The sequence below is a fragment of the Bacillus sp. LJBS17 genome (assembly GCF_019334685.1).
GTDB lineage: Bacteria > Bacillota > Bacilli > Bacillales > Bacillaceae > Bacillus > Bacillus subtilis.
In genome coordinates, this window is record NZ_CP079759.1 from 16,948 (window position 1) to 37,090 (window position 20,143).

The 20,143-nt window shown below is 44.5% G+C and carries 17 protein-coding genes, 3 tRNA genes, 3 rRNA genes, 1 other RNA gene and 1 other annotated feature; of the genes, 20 read left to right on the plus strand and 4 right to left on the minus strand.

Going from position 1 to position 20,143, the window contains the following annotated elements; all coding sequences use genetic code 11:
- Positions 1-105 precede the first annotated feature (105 nt).
- The 5 genes from dacA (at position 106) to KXZ66_RS00095 (ending at position 4,956) form a co-directional block, all read left to right on the plus strand.
- Positions 106-1,437: a D-alanyl-D-alanine carboxypeptidase gene (gene dacA / locus KXZ66_RS00075; RefSeq protein ID WP_015482683.1), complete on the plus strand. Its 1,332-nt coding sequence runs from the start codon at positions 106-108 to the stop codon at positions 1,435-1,437.
- Positions 1,438-1,633: 196 nt separating this feature from the next.
- Positions 1,634-2,518, plus strand: coding sequence for a pyridoxal 5'-phosphate synthase lyase subunit PdxS (gene pdxS / locus KXZ66_RS00080; RefSeq protein WP_003247145.1), 885 nt, complete (start codon positions 1,634-1,636; stop codon positions 2,516-2,518).
- Between the two features lie 21 nt (positions 2,519-2,539).
- Positions 2,540-3,130, plus strand: a complete 591-nt coding sequence (gene pdxT / locus KXZ66_RS00085) for a pyridoxal 5'-phosphate synthase glutaminase subunit PdxT (protein WP_003226797.1) — start codon at positions 2,540-2,542, stop codon at positions 3,128-3,130.
- A gap of 52 nt (positions 3,131-3,182) precedes the next feature.
- Positions 3,183-3,395: a binding site (T-box leader), on the plus strand.
- Between the two features lie 56 nt (positions 3,396-3,451).
- Positions 3,452-4,729, plus strand: coding sequence for a serine--tRNA ligase (gene serS, locus KXZ66_RS00090; RefSeq protein ID WP_021479916.1), 1,278 nt, complete (start codon positions 3,452-3,454; stop codon positions 4,727-4,729).
- 134 nt (positions 4,730-4,863) lie between these two features.
- A tRNA-Ser gene (locus KXZ66_RS00095) sits at positions 4,864-4,956 on the plus strand.
- A gap of 111 nt (positions 4,957-5,067) precedes the next feature.
- Here the strand turns inward: KXZ66_RS00095 and dck are convergent.
- The 4 genes from dck to KXZ66_RS00115 form a co-directional block, all read right to left on the minus strand.
- Entirely contained in the window at positions 5,068-5,721 is a 654-nt protein-coding gene (gene dck / locus KXZ66_RS00100) for a deoxyadenosine/deoxycytidine kinase (RefSeq protein WP_003226792.1), read from the minus strand.
- Positions 5,718-6,341, minus strand: coding sequence for a deoxyguanosine kinase (dgk, locus tag KXZ66_RS00105; protein WP_003226790.1), 624 nt, complete (start codon positions 6,339-6,341; stop codon positions 5,718-5,720). Before dgk ends, dck begins: the two co-directional genes overlap by 4 nt.
- Before the next feature lie 98 nt (positions 6,342-6,439).
- Positions 6,440-7,723 carry a glycoside hydrolase family 18 protein gene (locus tag KXZ66_RS00110; RefSeq protein ID WP_120027693.1) on the minus strand — a complete coding sequence of 428 codons (1,284 nt, stop codon included), beginning with the start codon at positions 7,721-7,723 and terminating at the stop codon, positions 6,440-6,442.
- A gap of 69 nt (positions 7,724-7,792) precedes the next feature.
- Positions 7,793-8,338, minus strand: a complete 546-nt coding sequence (locus tag KXZ66_RS00115; protein ID WP_032725772.1) for a cysteine hydrolase family protein — start codon at positions 8,336-8,338, stop codon at positions 7,793-7,795.
- Positions 8,339-8,423: 85 nt separating this feature from the next.
- Between KXZ66_RS00115 and tadA the strand changes: the two genes are divergently transcribed.
- The 15 genes from tadA to KXZ66_RS00190 all read left to right on the plus strand — a co-directional run bounded on the left by tadA (position 8,424) and on the right by KXZ66_RS00190 (position 20,131).
- On the plus strand, positions 8,424-8,909 hold the full coding sequence (gene tadA, locus KXZ66_RS00120) for a tRNA adenosine(34) deaminase TadA (RefSeq protein ID WP_032725773.1): 486 nt from the start codon (positions 8,424-8,426) through the stop codon (positions 8,907-8,909).
- Between the two features lie 82 nt (positions 8,910-8,991).
- Positions 8,992-9,256: signal recognition particle sRNA large type (ffs, locus tag KXZ66_RS00125), an RNA gene on the plus strand.
- Between the two features lie 129 nt (positions 9,257-9,385).
- Positions 9,386-11,077: a DNA polymerase III subunit gamma/tau gene (gene dnaX / locus KXZ66_RS00130; protein ID WP_069322309.1), complete on the plus strand. Its 1,692-nt coding sequence runs from the start codon at positions 9,386-9,388 to the stop codon at positions 11,075-11,077.
- Between the two features lie 23 nt (positions 11,078-11,100).
- Complete coding sequence (locus KXZ66_RS00135; protein ID WP_003225427.1) at positions 11,101-11,424, plus strand: YbaB/EbfC family nucleoid-associated protein; 324 nt, start codon at positions 11,101-11,103, stop codon at positions 11,422-11,424.
- Between the two features lie 14 nt (positions 11,425-11,438).
- Positions 11,439-12,035, plus strand: coding sequence for a recombination protein RecR (gene recR, locus KXZ66_RS00140; protein ID WP_003225425.1), 597 nt, complete (start codon positions 11,439-11,441; stop codon positions 12,033-12,035).
- 17 nt (positions 12,036-12,052) lie between these two features.
- Entirely contained in the window at positions 12,053-12,277 is a 225-nt protein-coding gene (locus KXZ66_RS00145; RefSeq protein WP_003242387.1) for a YaaL family protein, read from the plus strand.
- A gap of 66 nt (positions 12,278-12,343) precedes the next feature.
- Positions 12,344-12,607, plus strand: a complete 264-nt coding sequence (bofA, locus tag KXZ66_RS00150; protein ID WP_003225421.1) for a sigma-K factor-processing regulator BofA — start codon at positions 12,344-12,346, stop codon at positions 12,605-12,607.
- Between the two features lie 244 nt (positions 12,608-12,851).
- Positions 12,852-14,400: ribosomal RNA gene (locus KXZ66_RS00155) — 16S ribosomal RNA — on the plus strand.
- A gap of 102 nt (positions 14,401-14,502) precedes the next feature.
- Positions 14,503-14,579: transfer RNA gene (locus KXZ66_RS00160), tRNA-Ile, on the plus strand.
- Positions 14,580-14,590: 11 nt separating this feature from the next.
- Positions 14,591-14,666: transfer RNA gene (locus KXZ66_RS00165), tRNA-Ala, on the plus strand.
- Positions 14,667-14,747: 81 nt separating this feature from the next.
- Positions 14,748-17,675 (plus strand): 23S ribosomal RNA (locus tag KXZ66_RS00170).
- 54 nt (positions 17,676-17,729) lie between these two features.
- Positions 17,730-17,845: ribosomal RNA gene (gene rrf / locus KXZ66_RS00175) — 5S ribosomal RNA — on the plus strand.
- The 16S, 23S and 5S rRNA genes sit together here with 2 tRNA genes alongside, the layout of an rRNA operon.
- 178 nt (positions 17,846-18,023) lie before the next feature.
- A complete protein-coding gene (gene csfB / locus KXZ66_RS00180; protein ID WP_021479735.1) occupies positions 18,024-18,218 on the plus strand; it encodes an anti-sigma-G factor in 195 nt (64 codons plus the stop codon).
- 119 nt (positions 18,219-18,337) lie between these two features.
- On the plus strand, positions 18,338-18,952 hold the full coding sequence (locus tag KXZ66_RS00185) for a 5-bromo-4-chloroindolyl phosphate hydrolysis family protein (protein WP_041850261.1): 615 nt from the start codon (positions 18,338-18,340) through the stop codon (positions 18,950-18,952).
- An 18-nt stretch (positions 18,953-18,970) separates the two neighbouring features.
- Complete coding sequence (locus KXZ66_RS00190) at positions 18,971-20,131, plus strand: toxic anion resistance protein (protein WP_064672102.1); 1,161 nt, start codon at positions 18,971-18,973, stop codon at positions 20,129-20,131.
- Positions 20,132-20,143 lie beyond the last annotated feature (12 nt).

Below are 20,143 nucleotides of genomic sequence, written 5' to 3' on the forward strand. Positions count from 1 at the left end.
TATTTTTTTTATACTGATTATGATAAAATTTATACTGTTGTGCATTGAAAATGTCCTTAACGGCTTAATTATAGATGAAGAAAATGAAATACGGAGGTCGTACGATTGAACATCAAGAAATGTAAACAGCTACTGATGTCATTGGTTGTGTTAACTCTAGCTGTCACGTGTCTGGCTCCAATGTCAAAAGCAAAAGCAGCCAGCGATCCAATTGATATCAATGCATCTGCTGCTATTATGATCGAAGCTTCTTCAGGTAAAATTCTTTACAGTAAAAATGCAGATAAGAGACTGCCAATTGCGAGTATGACAAAAATGATGACAGAGTATCTGTTATTAGAAGCAATTGATCAAGGTAAAGTGAAATGGGACCAAACCTATACGCCTGATGACTATGTGTATGAAATTTCCCAAGATAACAGCTTATCAAACGTTCCTCTTCGGAAAGACGGGAAATACACAGTAAAAGAATTATATCAAGCTACAGCAATTTATTCTGCAAATGCTGCTGCTATTGCGATTGCAGAAATCGTTGCCGGTTCTGAAACTAAGTTTGTTGAAAAAATGAATGCAAAAGCAAAAGAACTAGGGTTAACAGATTACAAATTTGTTAACGCAACAGGTCTTGAAAACAAAGATCTTCACGGGCATCAGCCTGAGGGGACAAGCGTAAATGAAGAGAGTGAAGTTTCTGCAAAGGATATGGCGATTCTTGCGGATCACTTAATTACTGACTACCCTGAGATTCTGGAGACTTCCAGTATCGCCAAAACGAAATTCAGAGAAGGCACCGATGATGAAATGGATATGCCGAACTGGAACTTTATGCTGAAGGGGCTTGTCAGCGAGTATAAAAAAGCGACTGTAGACGGACTGAAAACAGGTTCTACTGACTCTGCGGGTTCATGCTTTACAGGAACAGCTGAACGCAACGGTATGCGTGTCATCACTGTTGTTTTAAACGCAAAGGGCAACCTTCATACAGGCCGTTTCGATGAAACGAAGAAAATGTTTGATTATGCTTTCGACAATTTCTCCATGAAAGAAATTTATGCTGAAGGCGATCAAGTAAAAGGCCATAAAACAATTTCAGTTGATAAGGGTAAAGAGAAAGAAGTAGGCATTGTGACAAACAAGGCGTTCTCTCTTCCTGTCAAAAATGGTGAAGAAAAGAATTACAAAGCGAAGGTCACACTGAATAAAGACAACTTAACTGCTCCTGTGAAAAAAGGAACCAAGGTTGGGAAGCTGACTGCGGAATACACAGGTGATGAAAAGGATTACGGATTCCTTAACAGCGATCTGGCTGGCGTAGACCTTGTTACAAAAGAAAATGTAGAAAAAGCAAACTGGTTTGTTTTGACAATGCGCAGTATCGGCGGATTTTTTGCCGGAATTTGGGGAAGCATTGTTGATACGGTAACCGGCTGGTTTTAATCAATTGAAAGAGCTCTGATGGATGTTAGGGCTCTTTCGCGTAATATACTGAAAAAACCCAATTTTTAATAAAAAATGATTTTCAAAGCGCTAAAAACCGAATAAAATAGTATATATCCATATGAATTATTGGATTTCTAGGATACAATAAGGATTAGAAATCATATAACTATACCTTGATTAGGGGGACCAAGAAATGGCTCAAACAGGTACTGAACGTGTAAAACGCGGAATGGCAGAAATGCAAAAAGGCGGCGTCATCATGGACGTCATCAATGCGGAACAAGCGAAAATCGCTGAAGAAGCTGGAGCTGTCGCTGTAATGGCGCTAGAACGTGTGCCAGCAGATATTCGCGCGGCTGGAGGAGTTGCCCGTATGGCTGACCCTACAATCGTGGAAGAAGTAATGAATGCAGTATCTATCCCGGTAATGGCAAAAGCGCGTATCGGACATATTGTTGAAGCGCGTGTGCTTGAAGCTATGGGTGTTGACTATATTGATGAAAGTGAAGTTCTGACGCCGGCTGACGAAGAATTTCATTTAAATAAAAATGAATACACAGTTCCTTTTGTATGTGGCTGCCGTGATCTTGGTGAAGCAACACGCCGTATTGCGGAAGGTGCTTCTATGCTTCGCACAAAAGGTGAGCCTGGAACAGGTAATATTGTTGAGGCTGTTCGCCATATGCGTAAAGTTAACGCTCAAGTGCGCAAAGTAGTTGCGATGAGTGAGGATGAACTAATGACAGAAGCGAAAAATCTAGGTGCTCCTTACGAGCTTCTTCTTCAAATTAAAAAAGACGGCAAGCTTCCTGTCGTTAACTTTGCCGCTGGCGGCGTAGCAACTCCAGCTGATGCTGCTCTCATGATGCAGCTCGGTGCTGACGGAGTATTTGTTGGTTCTGGTATTTTCAAATCAGACAACCCTGCTAAATTTGCGAAAGCAATTGTGGAAGCAACAACTCACTTTACTGATTACAAATTGATCGCTGAGTTGTCAAAAGAGCTTGGTACTGCAATGAAAGGGATTGAAATCTCAAACTTACTTCCAGAACAGCGTATGCAAGAACGCGGCTGGTAAGAACATAGGAGCGCTGCTGACATGTTAACAATAGGTGTACTAGGACTTCAAGGAGCAGTTAGAGAGCACATCCATGCGATTGAAGCATGCGGCGCGGCTGGTCTTGTCGTAAAACGTCCGGAGCAGCTGAACGAAGTTGACGGGTTGATTTTGCCGGGCGGTGAGAGCACGACGATGCGCCGTTTGATCGATACGTATCAATTCATGGAGCCGCTTCGTGAATTCGCTGCTCAGGGCAAACCGATGTTTGGAACATGTGCCGGATTAATTATATTAGCAAAAGAAATTGCCGGTTCAGATAATCCTCATTTAGGTCTTCTGAATGTGGTTGTAGAACGTAATTCATTTGGCCGGCAGGTTGACAGCTTTGAAGCTGATTTAACAATTAAAGGCTTGGACGAGCCTTTTACAGGGGTATTCATCCGTGCTCCGCATATTTTAGAAGCTGGTGAAAATGTTGAAGTTCTATCGGAGCATAATGGTCGTATTGTAGCCGCGAAACAGGGGCAATTCCTTGGCTGCTCATTCCATCCGGAGCTGACAGAAGATCACCGAGTGACACAGCTGTTTGTTGAAATGGTTGAGGAATATAAGCAGAAGGCACTTGTATAAAACAGTTGAAAGCTGTGGAAACTTATAGTACATTATAAGCACAAATAAAGATCGAAAAGCGTTGATAGGAACTAGTAGGGAGCCTCTCTTTCTAAGAGAGCCGATGGTTGGTGCGAATCGGTGAAAGATGCTGTCTGAATCCATCCTTGAGCGAAATGCTGAAACAAGTAGGCATTTACGGGATAACCGTTATGTTTGAAAGTGGAAAACGAGTCTTTGATTTGTTTTCAATCAGGGTGGCAACGCGAGAGCTCTCGTCCCTTTATGGGGATGAGGGCTCTTTTTATTTTCGACAAATCAATAAAAAAAGGAGTGTTTCGCATGCTTGATACGAAAATGCTGAGAGCAAATTTTCAAGAAATTAAAGCAAAGCTTGTACACAAAGGCGAAGACTTAACTGATTTTGATAAGTTTGAGGCGCTGGATGATAGACGAAGAGAGCTTATCGGCAAGGTTGAAGAGTTAAAAGGAAAACGAAATGAAGTTTCTCAGCAGGTTGCTGTGCTGAAGCGTGAGAAAAAAGAAGCGGATCACATTATTAAAGAAATGCGTGAAGTCGGCGAGGAAATTAAAAAGCTTGATGAAGAATTGCGAACAGTGGAAGCTGAGCTTGATACAATCCTTCTCTCAATCCCGAATATTCCGCATGAGTCTGTACCTGTCGGTGAAACAGAAGACGACAACGTAGAAGTGCGTAAATGGGGTGAAAAGCCTTCATTTGCTTATGAGCCGAAGCCGCACTGGGATATTGCGGATGAGCTGGGTATTCTGGATTTTGAACGTGCTGCCAAAGTAACAGGAAGCCGTTTCGTGTTCTATAAAGGCTTAGGTGCTCGTCTGGAGCGTGCGCTTTATAACTTTATGCTTGATCTGCATGTGGATGAGTATAACTACACTGAAGTGATCCCGCCATATATGGTAAACCGCGCAAGCATGACGGGAACGGGGCAGCTTCCTAAATTTGAAGAGGATGCATTTAAAATCAGAGAAGAAGATTATTTCTTAATTCCAACGGCGGAAGTGCCGATTACAAACATGCATCGCGATGAAATCCTTTCAGGTGACAGCCTGCCGATCAACTATGCGGCATTCAGTGCTTGCTTCCGTTCTGAAGCTGGTTCAGCAGGACGTGACACACGCGGATTAATTCGTCAGCACCAATTTAATAAAGTTGAGCTTGTAAAGTTTGTGAAGCCTGAAGATTCTTATGAAGAATTAGAGAAGCTTACAAACCAAGCAGAACGGGTTCTTCAGCTGCTTGAGCTTCCATACCGTGTCATGAGCATGTGTACGGGTGACTTAGGCTTTACGGCTGCGAAAAAATACGATATCGAAGTTTGGATTCCAAGCCAAGACACATATCGAGAAATCTCTTCTTGCAGCAACTTCGAAGCGTTCCAGGCGAGACGTGCGAATATTCGTTTCAGACGTGAAGCTAAAGGCAAGCCTGAGCATGTACACACACTGAACGGTTCAGGACTGGCGGTTGGAAGAACAGTTGCCGCTATCTTAGAAAATTATCAGCAGGAAGACGGAAGCGTTGTGATTCCGAAAGTGCTCCGTCCTTATATGGGGAATAGAGAAGTAATGAAACCGTAAATTATGGAAAGGCGTGCCTGACAAGGTGCGCCTTTTTGCTTATGTAAACACGGCATTTTCATAAAAACAAAAAAAGTTTTTAAAAATGCTTGACCACACGAGGACATACGTGATATAGTAAGTCTTGTCGATACGGAGGAATACCCAAGTCCGGCTGAAGGGATCGGTCTTGAAAACCGACAGGGGTGTCAAAGCCCGCGGGGGTTCGAATCCCTCTTCCTCCGCCATATTGATTTTAATTCTAATGAAACACAAGCATATATTGGAGATTGTTTTGTCCGTTGCATTCGGTGCGGCGGATTTTTTATTTTAAAGAAAAAGTGAATCTCGACTGAGATTCACTTTTTTTGATTATCATGAATAACTGAAGCAATTTGATCTACAATATTTTCAATCGAGTTTTCGTCGTTCAGAAGATCATAATCTTCAATGCGAAGTTTTAAAACAGGGCAGGCATTAAAACCGCTTATCCAGTTCTCGTAGCGTGTATGCATTTCTTCCCAATAAGACCTGCTTGTCTGAAGCTCCATCTCACGGCCGCGTTGTTCAATCCGGTTTAAAATGTTCTCCAGATCTCCTTCTAAATAGATCAACACATCTGGGTGCGGGAAATACGGTGTCATTACCATTGCTTCGAAAAGGCTTGTGTAAGTCTTATAATCAACCTTTGACATTGTCCCTTTATCAGCATGCATTTTTGCGAAAATTCCTGTATCTTCATAAATCGAACGATCCTGTACAAAACCTCCGCCGGCTTCAAAAATTGTTTTCTGTTCTTTGAAGCGTTCAGCTAAGAAGTAAATTTGAAGATGAAAGCTCCAACGTTCAAAATCATGATAGAACTTTTCCAAATATGGATTATGATCGACTTCCTCCAACGATGTTTTAAATCCAAGCCGTTTAGCTAAAGTTTTTGTTAAAGTCGATTTTCCAACACCTACTGTTCCTGCTACTGTAATAATTGAATTCTTAGGGATATGATGTTCCTTCATACGATAAGCTCCTTTACATGGGCGGCAATGCGTTCAAAGTCGCTCTTATTCAAAACGAAATCCTTTGAATCACCATCTACGGTTAACACTGTAAGTTCAGGGTCTGCTTCCTGCAGCTGCTTGATGGCGACTTCATAATCTGAAATCAGCTGCTCCAAATAGCTAGTTTCAATTTTTTTCTCAAAGGGGCGCCCGCGTTTTTCAATGCGGTGTAGCAATGTAGGCAGACTGGCCTTTATGTAAATGATGAAATTCGGCTTTGGCAGATCATCCGTTAGCAGGTGATATATCTTTTTGTATTTTTCCAGCTGATGTGGAGACAAGGTGCGTTCCGCAAAAATCACATTTTTATAAATATGATAATCAGCTATTACAGGCTGTCCCTTTTTTAAAAAGTGATCACTGGTGTCTTCAAGCTGTTTGTATCTGTGACAAAGAAAAAACATCTCGAGCTGGAAGCTCCATTCCTCTATATTGTCATAAAACTTATCAAGGTACGGGTTATCCTCTACAATCTCATTGATCATAGGGAATCCGAATTCTTGTGAGAGCATCGTTGCGAGAGTTGTTTTTCCTGCCCCGATAGGACCTTCTATTGCAATAAAAGGGGCTGTATTCATCGGAATCCTCCTTATATCTGAAAAACGTGCGTCAGTTACCGACCTTCATATTGTATCACAACCCTTGGGTGCCCCCATGAAAAAAAGACGTTTCCAAATTATCGAAACGTCTTTTTGACAACATTAAATTGATCAGACAGCAGCAGCCAGTTTTGTGGAAAGGAAAGACCCAGCTTCCAATAGCTGATGCCTCTTAAATTCAGCTCTTTAATCAGATTGAATTTTGCTTGAATTGAGCGGGCATCCTCGAACCATACCTCGTGCCTTCTGTTTTCTGCATCAGTATAGCGGAAGAAAGGAGCTTGAGCGGTTTGGTCATACTGAATGGAAGCATTGTTCTGATCAGCTATGACAATGGCTTGCTGAGGGCTTACAGCTCTTGCCGGAGTTCCCCCTGCTGTATATGGCAGCGTCCAGTCATATCCATATAAATTCTGGCCCATGACAATTTTGTTCGCAGGCATTTCAGTCAAAGCATATTCTATGACATCACGGACAGGTCCAATTGGAGAAACCGCTTGAGGCGGCCCGCCGCTATAGCCCCATTCATATGTCATGAGAACAACAAAGTCGACAATTTGGCCATGTGCCCTGTAATCATGAGCTTCATACCATCTGCCCTGCTGTGTTGCACTTGTTTTAGGAGCAAGAGCCGTAGAAATTTCTAAGCCCTCTCGATGAAAAAGATCCCTTGCTTCGCGGAGGAATTGATTATAAGCCTCTCTATCCTGGGGCCGCAAATATTCAAAGTCGAAATGAATGTCACGGAAGCCATATCGTCTGGCATTCTCGACTATTTCATTTAGAAGCCGTCTTTTTACAGTTTCGTCGTTCAAAAGGATCCGGCCAAGTTCATCGCTGAATGCTTGGTTTTCTAGGTTCGTGATAATCATCATCAATGTTGTATTTTGACTTTCTGTAATGCTCCTTAAATTCGTTAAAGGCGGTGCGACTAAGGTTCCGTTCCGCTGTGCCTGGAAGCTGAATGCGCCAAGGTACGTTAAGTAGGGTGACGCTTCTCTGGCCGCCTGCTGGAGATTTTCGCTGACTTGATTTCCTCGGGGCTCCAAATAAGCATTTGATTCGATGTCTCGTTTAGGAGCTGGTGGGATGTATAAACGGAAACCAATCTGAAGCACGGTATTTAACTGGATGCGGTTAACCCTTGCGAGCTCGGCTGCCGTTGTATTGAACTGCCGGGCGATAGATGTCAGGGTATCACCTCGCTTCACATCATAGAACTGGCCAGCTATTGGAATGACAATGGTTTGTCCGACAACAAGGCTGTCGGGATTCGGTATTTCATTCGTTTCAGTGATCTCACTTACGGTTGTTCTGTATTGTGAAGCGATAGCAGAAAGAGTGTCGCCTTGTTTTACCACATAAATTTGAATGAAAAACGCCTCCTTTCATATCGCTATCAATGTATGAAAGAAAAGCGCTGATCATGTTTATTTTTCTGTAATTTGTTCTTCCGTCGTAATTTCTGCGAAAAGAACATTCTCCATCATAGTTAAGGCGAATTCGTTATCTTCGTCACTGTTTGACGCTATACAGTCCTTAGGAATCGTGATGCTGTATTCCCTCATATAAGCGTCATTAGCGGTAAACAGCACACATATATTGCCGGCTATACCTGTTAAGATAATATGTCTCACCTGCAACTCAGTAAGAAGGGTGTGAAGTGCAGTTTCGTAGAAAGCGGAATGTTTTGGTTTGATTAAAAAATAATCAGCATCTTCCGGAGCTATCTTTGTGATGATATCCTTGCTTCTTTCATTTGTGCATTCTTGCTGAATGTTTTTAATGTCAGCTTGCCAAAGTCCATAATGATCATTGATGTAAATAATCGGCCATTCATTTTGTCTCGCGTGCTCCTTTAATGATAAAATATGAGGAACGATTTTTTCTGTTTTTTTAGCGAGGGCTTCTCCCATATCGAATTCAAAATTATTGATCATGTCTACAATGAGAAGGGCTGTATCTGCTTTGGACAATCGACAGTCTCCTTTCCGTTTCAGTTATAGTTAATATGTAGCCTTTTTAGGCAATGAAAAAACTTTGAAAAGAGAGCTTATCCTTATGACACAAGATGAACTTTATATGAAAGAAGCAATTAAAGAAGCGAAAAAGGCTGAAGAGAAAGGTGAAGTGCCAATAGGTGCGGTGCTTGTCGTTAATGATGAAATTATAGCGCGTGCACATAATTTAAGAGAGACTGAACAGCGATCTATTGCCCATGCAGAAATGCTTGTAATTGATGAAGCGTGTAAGGCACTCAGAACATGGCGGCTGGAAGGTGCGACTCTTTATGTGACGCTTGAGCCTTGTCCAATGTGTGCTGGTGCAGTCGTACTTTCTCGAGTGGAAAAAGTGGTTTTTGGCGCATTTGATCCGAAAGGCGGCTGTTCAGGCACGCTAATGAACCTTCTTCAGGAGGAACGCTTTAATCATCAGGCTGAAGTGGTGAGCGGTGTACTTGAGGAAGAATGCGGCGGAATGCTCAGTGCGTTTTTCAGAGAACTAAGAAAAAAGAAGAAAGCCGCCAGGAAAAACTTGTCTGAATAGTACGGTTGCAATTTTTAGGGGAAACAGATATACTTAAGTGTGCATCGTAATAGATGCAACATAAAATTTGATATTTATTTTGCCGTGCTAAGCGGGGAGGTAGCGGTGCCCTGTACCTGCAATCCGCTCTAGCAGGGCCGAATCCCTTCTCGAGGTTCGTTTACTTTAAGGCCTGCCTTAAGTAAGTGGTGTTGACGTTTGGGTCCTGCGCAATGGGAATTCATGAACCATGTCAGGTCCGGAAGGAAGCAGCATTAAGTGAAACCTCTCATGTGCCGCAGGGTTGCCTGGGCCGAGCTAACTGCTTAAGTAACGCTTAGGGTAGCGAATCGACAGAAGGTGCACGGTAAATCAATCATCAAATTTTCAGACTCACCTAACATTAGGTGAGTTTTTTGTTATGTAAAAAGAGCTTTTGGAATCGAAACAAGGTTCATGTATAATGGGAATGATGAATAACGGAGGAGGGCAAACCCGTGAGTTACCAAGCTTTATATCGAGTATTCAGGCCTCAGCGCTTTGAAGATGTGGTCGGACAAGAACACATTACAAAAACGCTGCAAAATGCCCTTTTGCAAAAAAAGTTTTCTCACGCCTATCTGTTTTCCGGGCCAAGAGGAACCGGAAAAACCAGTGCAGCCAAAATATTTGCCAAGGCTGTCAACTGTGAACATGCTCCTGTTGATGAGCCATGCAACGAATGTGCGGCCTGTAAAGGGATAACAAACGGGTCAATATCCGATGTCATAGAAATTGACGCCGCTTCTAATAACGGTGTTGATGAGATTCGTGACATTCGCGATAAAGTGAAGTTTGCCCCATCGGCCGTCACATATAAGGTATATATCATAGATGAGGTGCATATGCTTTCTATCGGCGCTTTTAATGCATTACTAAAAACATTAGAAGAGCCGCCTGAGCATTGTATCTTCATATTAGCAACAACTGAACCGCACAAAATTCCTTTAACCATTATCTCTAGATGTCAGCGTTTTGACTTTAAACGAATTACCTCCCAAGCGATTGTAGGGCGCATGAATAAAATTGTTGATGCTGAACAGCTGCAAGTGGAGGAAGGATCGCTGGATATCATCGCGAGTGCTGCAGACGGAGGGATGAGGGATGCCCTGAGCCTCCTTGATCAGGCCATATCATTCAGCGGCGATATCCTGAAAGTCGAAGATGCGCTTTTAATTACGGGTGCTGTTTCTCAATTATATATCGGGAAGCTTGCAAAATCCCTGCATGATAAAAACGTTTCTGACGCACTGGAAACATTAAATGAATTGCTTCAGCAAGGAAAAGATCCAGCTAAGCTGATAGAAGATATGATTTTCTATTTCAGGGACATGCTGCTGTACAAAACAGCCCCTGGCTTAGAGGGAGTGCTTGAGAAAGTAAAAGTCGATGAAACGTTCCGGGAACTAAGTGAACAAATTCCGGCTCAGGCCCTATATGAAATGATTGATATTCTGAACAAGAGCCATCAGGAAATGAAATGGACAAATCATCCGCGTATCTTTTTCGAAGTGGCCGTTGTGAAGATTTGCCAAACCTCACATCAATCTGCTGCTGATCTCCCGGAAGTGGATATGCTGATGAAAAAAATCCAGCAGCTCGAACAGGAAGTAGAGCGGCTCAAAACAACGGGCATAAAAGCAGCTGCGGAAAGCCCGAAAAAAGAAGCGCCGCGTGTGCCAAAGGGCGGGAAATCCAATTACAAAGCGCCAGTAGGCAGAATTCATGAGATTTTGAAGGAAGCCACAAGACCGGATCTTGATCTGCTCAGAAACAGTTGGGGCAAGCTTCTTGCTCATCTCAAACAGCAAAACAAAGTATCACATGCCGCTTTGCTGAATGACAGTGAACCTGTGGCTGCCGGATCGGCGGCATTTGTTCTGAAATTCAAATATGAAATTCATTGTAAAATGGTCGCTGAGGATAACAACGGAGTCCGGACTAATCTAGAGCAGATTTTAGAATCGATGCTCGGAAAAAGAATGGATTTGATTGGCGTTCCAGAAGCACAATGGGGTAAAATAAGAGAAGAATTTTTAGAAGATCATCAGCAGGAAAATGAAGGATCAAATGAACCGGCTGAAGAAGACCCGCTTATTGCCGAAGCGAAAAAGCTTGTTGGAGCGGATCTAATTGAAATAAAAGACTAACAAAATGAAAGAGAGTGAATGCTATGCGTGGCGGAATGGGTAATATGCAAAAAATGATGAAACAAATGCAAAAAATGCAAAAGGACATGGCGAAGGCTCAAGAAGAGCTTGCAGAAAAGGTTGTTGAAGGAACTGCAGGCGGCGGTATGGTAACAGTAAAAGCAAACGGCCAAAAAGAAATCCTGGATGTTATCATCAAAGAAGAAGTCGTTGATCCTGAAGATATTGATATGCTTCAAGATTTAGTGCTTGCTGCAACGAATGAAGCTTTGAAAAAAGTTGACGAAATCACAAACGAAACAATGGGTCAATTTACAAAGGGAATGAACATGCCAGGTTTATTCTAGGGGGATAAAAGAACATGCAATATCCTGAACCAATATCAAAGCTGATTGACAGCTTTATGAAATTGCCAGGGATCGGACCGAAAACAGCGGTTCGTCTGGCTTTTTTTGTTCTAGGTATGAAAGAAGATGTAGTATTAGATTTTGCGAAAGCATTAGTAAATGCGAAACGCAATCTGACATATTGTTCAGTTTGCGGGCATATTACAGATCAGGACCCTTGCTATATATGTGAAGATACGCGCAGGGATAAGTCAGTTATCTGTGTTGTGCAAGACCCTAAGGATGTTATCGCTATGGAGAAAATGAAGGAATACAACGGACAGTATCACGTTCTTCACGGCGCTATTTCTCCAATGGACGGCATCGGACCGGAGGATATTAAAATACCAGAATTGTTAAAACGATTACAGGATGATCAAGTGACAGAAGTGATCCTCGCGACAAACCCTAATATAGAAGGGGAAGCAACGGCGATGTATATATCAAGGCTCCTCAAGCCGTCTGGTATTAAGCTCTCCCGTATTGCCCACGGACTGCCCGTCGGCGGTGATTTGGAATATGCTGATGAGGTCACTCTTTCTAAAGCACTTGAAGGAAGACGTGAATTGTAAGGAGGAAAAAGCGATCCATGGGTTTTCTTCGCAAGAAAACATTAAGAAGAGAGTTTGATGAAAAACTAACCGAGCAGCTTTTTAAGCAAAAGGAAGAGTGGAACAGGCAAAAAAAGCTGGTTGAAAAAAGCTTAGAACCGTCTGCTGAAGTGTTATACGAACTGAAAGTAGCTGAAGCGAAGTATTTTTTTTACTTAAGGGAAGCGAAGCAGCGAAATTTAAAAATCAGCCGGTGGAAGTAAGTGGTCTAAACTCCTGGATCTTCTCATAAGCTTGTACTAGAACAAGCGAAGGAGATGAGAAGATTCATGGAGCCTATTTTTATTATTGGGATTATTTTAGGACTGGTTATTCTTCTTTTTTTATCAGGTTCAGCTGCGAAGCCTTTAAAGTGGATTGGCATCACAGCTGTTAAATTTGTGGCAGGTGCTTTGCTGCTGGTTTGTGTAAATATGTTTGGCGGCAGTCTTGGCATTCATGTGCCGATTAATCTGGTTACAACAGCTATCAGCGGAATTTTAGGAATACCCGGAATAGCTGCGTTAGTCGTCATTAAGCAATTTATCATTTAATTGATATTATGTATTGACTTAGACAACTGAAGGTGTTATTCTAATATACGTCGCTGATGACGAACAGCTTTTTTGAAAAGAAAATGCTAAAAAGTTGTTGACAGTAGCGGCGGTAAATGTTATGATAATAAAGTCGCTTAAACGAGCGGTAAACAAAGTTCTTTGAAAACTAAACAAGACAAAACGTACCTGTTAATTCATTTTTATAAATCGCACAGCAATGTGCGTAGTCAGTCAAACTACTTTATCGGAGAGTTTGATCCTGGCTCAGGACGAACGCTGGCGGCGTGCCTAATACATGCAAGTCGAGCGGACAGATGGGAGCTTGCTCCCTGATGTTAGCGGCGGACGGGTGAGTAACACGTGGGTAACCTGCCTGTAAGACTGGGATAACTCCGGGAAACCGGGGCTAATACCGGATGGTTGTTTGAACCGCATGGTTCAAACATAAAAGGTGGCTTCGGCTACCACTTACAGATGGACCCGCGGCGCATTAGCTAGTTGGTGAGGTAATGGCTCACCAAGGCAACGATGCGTAGCCGACCTGAGAGGGTGATCGGCCACACTGGGACTGAGACACTACCAGACTCCTACGGGAGGCAGCAGTAGGGAATCTTCCGCAATGGACGAAAGTCTGACGGAGCAACGCCGCGTGAGTGATGAAGGTTTTCGGATCGTAAAGCTCTGTTGTTAGGGAAGAACAAGTACCGTTCGAATAGGGCGGTACCTTGACGGTACCTAACCAGAAAGCCACGGCTAACTACGTGCCAGCAGCCGCGGTAATACGTAGGTGGCAAGCGTTGTCCGGAATTATTGGGCGTAAAGGGCTCGCAGGCGGTTTCTTAAGTCTGATGTGAAAGCCCCCGGCTCAACCGGGGAGGGTCATTGGAAACTGGGGAACTTGAGTGCAGAAGAGGAGAGTGGAATTCCACGTGTAGCGGTGAAATGCGTAGAGATGTGGAGGAACACCAGTGGCGAAGGCGACTCTCTGGTCTGTAACTGACGCTGAGGAGCGAAAGCGTGGGGAGCGAACAGGATTAGATACCCTGGTAGTCCACGCCGTAAACGATGAGTGCTAAGTGTTAGGGGGTTTCCGCCCCTTAGTGCTGCAGCTAACGCATTAAGCACTCCGCCTGGGGAGTACGGTCGCAAGACTGAAACTCAAAGGAATTGACGGGGGCCCGCACAAGCGGTGGAGCATGTGGTTTAATTCGAAGCAACGCGAAGAACCTTACCAGGTCTTGACATCCTCTGACAATCCTAGAGATAGGACGTCCCCTTCGGGGGCAGAGTGACAGGTGGTGCATGGTTGTCGTCAGCTCGTGTCGTGAGATGTTGGGTTAAGTCCCGCAACGAGCGCAACCCTTGATCTTAGTTGCCAGCATTCAGTTGGGCACTCTAAGGTGACTGCCGGTGACAAACCGGAGGAAGGTGGGGATGACGTCAAATCATCATGCCCCTTATGACCTGGGCTACACACGTGCTACAATGGACAGAACAAAGGGCAGCGAAACCGCGAGGTTAAGCCAATCCCACAAATCTGTTCTCAGTTCGGATCGCAGTCTGCAACTCGACTGCGTGAAGCTGGAATCGCTAGTAATCGCGGATCAGCATGCCGCGGTGAATACGTTCCCGGGCCTTGTACACACCGCCCGTCACACCACGAGAGTTTGTAACACCCGAAGTCGGTGAGGTAACCTTTTAGGAGCCAGCCGCCGAAGGTGGGACAGATGATTGGGGTGAAGTCGTAACAAGGTAGCCGTATCGGAAGGTGCGGCTGGATCACCTCCTTTCTAAGGATATTATACGGAATATAAGACCTTGGGTCTTATAAGCAGAACGTTCCCTGTCTTGTTTAGTTTTGAAGGAACTTTGTTCCTTGAATAAGTTAAGATGGGCCTGTAGCTCAGCTGGTTAGAGCGCACGCCTGATAAGCGTGAGGTCGGTGGTTCGAGTCCACTCAGGCCCACCATCTTATATAACGGGGCCTTAGCTCAGCTGGGAGAGCGCCTGCTTTGCACGCAGGAGGTCAGCGGTTCGATCCCGCTAGGCTCCACCAACGTGTTCTTTGAAAACTAGATAACAGTAGACATCACATTCAATTAGTAACACAAGATATCACATAGTGATTCTTTTTAACGGTTAAGTTAGAAAGGGCGCACGGTGGATGCCTTGGCACTAGGAGCCGATGAAGGACGGGACGAACACCGATATGCTTCGGGGAGCTGTAAGCAAGCTTTGATCCGGAGATTTCCGAATGGGGAAACCCACCACTCGTAATGGAGTGGTATCCATATCTGAATTCATAGGATATGAGAAGGCAGACCCGGGGAACTGAAACATCTAAGTACCCGGAGGAAGAGAAAGCAAATGCGATTCCCTGAGTAGCGGCGAGCGAAACGGGATTAGCCCAAACCAAGAGGCTTGCCTCTTGGGGTTGTAGGACACTCTGTACGGAGTTACAAAGGAACGAGGTAGATGAAGAGGTCTGGAAAGGCCGCCATAGGAGGTAACAGCCCTGTAGTCAAAACTTCGTTCTCTCCTGAGTGGATCCTGAGTACGGCGGAACACGTGAAATTCCGTCGGAATCCGGGAGGACCATCTCCCAAGGCTAAATACTCCCTAGTGACCGATAGTGAACCAGTACCGTGAGGGAAAGGTGAAAAGCACCCCGGAAGGGGAGTGAAAGAGATCCTGAAACCGTGTGCCTACAAGTAGTCAGAGCCCGTTAACGGGTGATGGCGTGCCTTTTGTAGAATGAACCGGCGAGTTACGATCCCGTGCAAGGTTAAGCAGAAGATGCGGAGCCGCAGCGAAAGCGAGTCTGAATAGGGCGCATGAGTACGTGGTCGTAGACCCGAAACCAGGTGATCTACCCATGTCCAGGGTGAAGTTCAGGTAACACTGAATGGAGGCCCGAACCCACGCACGTTGAAAAGTGCGGGGATGAGGTGTGGGTAGGGGTGAAATGCCAATCGAACCTGGAGATAGCTGGTTCTCTCCGAAATAGCTTTAGGGCTAGCCTCAAGGTAAGAGTCTTGGAGGTAGAGCACTGATTGGACTAGGGGCCCCTACCGGGTTACCGAATTCAGTCAAACTCCGAATGCCAATGACTTATCCTTGGGAGTCAGACTGCGAGTGATAAGATCCGTAGTCGAAAGGGAAACAGCCCAGACCGCCAGCTAAGGTCCCAAAGTATACGTTAAGTGGAAAAGGATGTGGAGTTGCTTAGACAACCAGGATGTTGGCTTAGAAGCAGCCACCATTTAAAGAGTGCGTAATAGCTCACTGGTCGAGTGACTCTGCGCCGAAAATGTACCGGGGCTAAACGTATCACCGAAGCTGCGGACTGTTCTTCGAACAGTGGTAGGAGAGCGTTCTAAGGGCTGTGAAGCCAGACCGGAAGGACTGGTGGAGCGCTTAGAAGTGAGAATGCCGGTATGAGTAGCGAAAGAGGGGTGAGAATCCCCTCCACCGAATGCCTAAGGTTTCCTGAGGAAGGCTCGTCCGCTCAGGGTTAGTCGGGACCTAAGCCGAGGCCGAAAGGCGTAGGCGATGGACAACAGGTTGATATTCCTGTACCACCTCCTCACCATTTGAGCAATGGGGGGACGCAGGAGGATAGGGTAAGCGCGGTATTGGATATCCGCGTCCAAGCAGTTAGGCTGGGAAATAGGCAAATCCGTTTCCCATAAGGCTGAGCTGTGATGGCGAGCGAAATATAGTAGCGAAGTTCCTGATTCCACACTGCCAAGAAAAGCCTCTAGCGAGGTGAGAGGTGCCCGTACCGCAAACCGACACAGGTAGGCGAGGAGAGAATCCTAAGGTGATCGAGAGAACTCTCGTTAAGGAACTCGGCAAAATGACCCCGTAACTTCGGGAGAAGGGGTGCTCTGTTAGGGTGCAAGCCCGAGAGAGCCGCAGTGAATAGGCCCAGGCGACTGTTTAGCAAAAACACAGGTCTCTGCGAAGCCGTAAGGCGAAGTATAGGGGCTGACGCCTGCCCGGTGCTGGAAGGTTAAGAGGAGCGCTTAGCGTAAGCGAAGGTGCGAATTGAAGCCCCAGTAAACGGCGTACCGTAACTATAACGGTCCTAAGGTAGCGAAATTCCTTGTCGGGTAAGTTCCGACCCGCACGAAAGGCGCAACGATCTGGGCACTGTCTCAACGAGAGACTCGGTGAAATTATAGTACCTGTGAAGATGCAGGTTACCCGCGACAGGACGGAAAGACCCCGTGGAGCTTTACTGCAGCCTGATATTGAATGTTGGTACAGCTTGTACAGGATAGGTAGGAGCCTTGGAAACCGGAGCGCCAGCTTCGGTGGAGGCATCGGTGGGATACTACCCTGGCTGTATTGACCTTCTAACCCGCCGCCCTTATCGGGCGGGGAGACAGTGTCAGGTGGGCAGTTTGACTGGGGCGGTCGCCTCCTAAAAGGTAACGGAGGCGCCCAAAGGTTCCCTCAGAATGGTTGGAAATCATTCGCAGAGTGTAAAGGCACAAGGGAGCTTGACTGCGAGACCTACAAGTCGAGCAGGGACGAAAGTCGGGCTTAGTGATCCGGTGGTTCCGCATGGAAGGTACCATCGCTCAACGGATAAAAGCTACCCCGGGGATAACAGGCTTATCTCCCCAAGAGTCCACATCGACGGGGAGGTTTGGCACCTCGATGTCGGCTCATCGCATCCTGGGGCTGTAGTCGGTCCCAAGGGTTGGGCTGTTCGCCCATTAAAGCGGTACGCGAGCTGGGTTCAGAACGTCGTGAGACAGTTCGGTCCCTATCCGTCGCGGGCGCAGGAAATTTGAGAGGAGCTGTCCTTAGTACGAGAGGACCGGGATGGACGCACCGCTGGTGTACCAGTTGTTCTGCCAAGGGCATCGCTGGGTAGCTATGTGCGGACGGGATAAGTGCTGAAAGCATCTAAGCATGAAGCCCCCCTCAAGATGAGATTTCCCATTCCGCAAGGAAGTAAGATCCCTGAAAGATGATCAGGTTGATAGGTCTGAGGTGGAAGTGTGGCGACACATGGAGCTGACAGATACTAATCGATCGAGGACTTAACCATATTTTGAATGATGTCACACCTGTTATCTAGTTTTGAGAGAACACTCTCAATTTGTTTGGTGGCGATAGCGAAGAGGTCACACCCGTTCCCATACCGAACACGGAAGTTAAGCTCTTCAGCGCCGATGGTAGTCGGGGGTTTCCCCCTGTGAGAGTAGGACGCCGCCAAGCAAGCTTAAACCCAGCTCATTGAGCTGGGTTTTTTGTTTACTCAAGATCGAGAAAATCAAACAAATACAAACACCGAGGGCTTATACAGCCCATATACTGATTTCAAGTTTCGAAAAGATCTAAATAGTGTATACAATATCCGTTTTAAGGGGAGGCTAATTGTACGGAGGTGGAGAAGATGGACGAAACAGTTAAACTTAATCATACATGTGTGATTTGTGATCTAGAGAAGAATAGAGGCATTCATCTTTATACGAAATTCATATGCTTAGATTGTGAGAGAAAAGTAATTTCTACATCAACTTCTGATCCTGACTATGCGTTTTATGTAAAAAAACTAAAGAGCATTCATACACCGCCATTATATTCATAGACCTGAAAAGGTCTTTTTTTGTACTCTTAATAATAAAAAGAAGATGAAACTTGTTTAAGGATTGAACGTAGTAGATAATAATATTAAAACTGAGTATAGACACAGGAGTCGATTATCTCATGCAGAGATTTTTTCACTTTTTGATGTGGAGTTTAACTAGCAGTGCGACTTTTGTTTTCATTGGAATATTGAGCTTTTTTGGTTTAAACCAGTCGCTTTTTTTATCTATTGTTTATGGGCTTGCTTCTGGAGCAGCCGTATATATAGCTGGCATCTGGAATGCAAGACGGTTATTTCTTAAAAAGCATGAATTGACAGGAAGAGAGTATGCTTACATTAAGAAAAACTTAGAGGAAGCAAGGCAGAAAATGATCCGTCTTAGGAAAGCCTTGTTTCAGGCTAAAAGCATTCAAATGTTTAAGCAAAATGCAGAAATGCTAAGGATTGTGAGAAGGATTTATCTCCTCACCAAAAAAGAGCCAAAGCGGTTTTATCAGGCAGAACGATTTTTTTATCAAACTCTCGATTCGGTTGTTGAATTGACAGAGAAGTATGCTTTTCTATCATCTCACCCAAAAAAAAGCAAAGAACTGTCGATGTCGTTAAGTGAGACACGCATCACTCTTACTGAATTGACCAAGCGTTTAGAGGAAGATTTAACTCAGGCAATGGATGATGAAATTGACGAGTTGCAGTTTGAATTAGACGCAGCAAAACATTCATTAAAGAAATAAGGGAAGAGGGTAAGAGCGATGAACCGAGACCAAAGCGACCTTCATATAGATGAATTATTGGCAGATCCTTTTGGTGGTAACATAGAGATACCAGGTTCGGAGGCTGTAAAAGCAGAGAAAGAGCAAGTACGGCTTGTTGATGTTCTTCCTGAGGAAAACAAGGAAAAAGCAATTCAGCTTGCTGGACAGATTGATCATAAAAATATGCAAAGCATTGTCTTATACGGTTCACAAGCTCAATCTAAACTGCTGAACTTTTCTCATGATATGATTAATCATGTTCAAAAGAAGGATGTCGGGGAGATTGGCGAAATACTTGGAGAGCTGATGAAAAAGCTGGAGCAAGTAAATCCTGATGATCTCCAATCTAAGAAAAAGGGTATTTTGGCACGCATGTTTGGAAGAGTATCAAGTTCTCTTCAAGAGGTGCTGTCTAAATACCAAAAGACCAGTGTGCAGATAGACAGAATCAGCTTGAAGCTGGAGCACTCTAAAAATGCTTTAATCAGTGACAACAAGCTGTTAGAGCAGTTATATGAAAAAAATAAAGAATATTTTGCCGCGCTGAATGTTTATATTGCTGCAGGAGAACTGAAGCTGGAGGAATTAAAAACGAAAACAATTCCTGAACTGAAGCAACAGGCTGAATCGAGTGATCATAACCAAATGGCCGTTCAAGAGGTGAATGATTTAATTCAATTTGCTGACCGGTTAGATAAAAGGGTGCATGATTTGTTGCTGAGCAGGCAAATTACAATTCAAAGTGCACCGCAAATCAGGCTGATTCAAAATACAAACCAAGCGTTAGCTGAAAAGATTCAGTCATCCATTGTGACAGCGATTCCGTTATGGAAAAATCAAGTTGCCATTGCGCTGACGCTTTTAAGGCAGCGCAATGCAGTGGATGCACAACAGAAAGTATCTGATACAACCAATGAGCTTTTGCTGAAAAATGCGGAGCTTTTAAAAACCAATACAATTGAAACTGCACGGGCAAATGAAAGAGGCCTTGTTGATATAGATACCTTGAAGAAGGTGCAGGAAAGCTTAATAAGCACGCTTGAAGAAACACTGACTATACAAGAAGAAGGACGAATCAAACGCCGTCAGGCAGAAGAAGAGCTCATGATGATGGAAGGCGACCTGAAGCAAAAGCTGCTTACAATAAAGGAAAGATAGTTACCAGTAAGT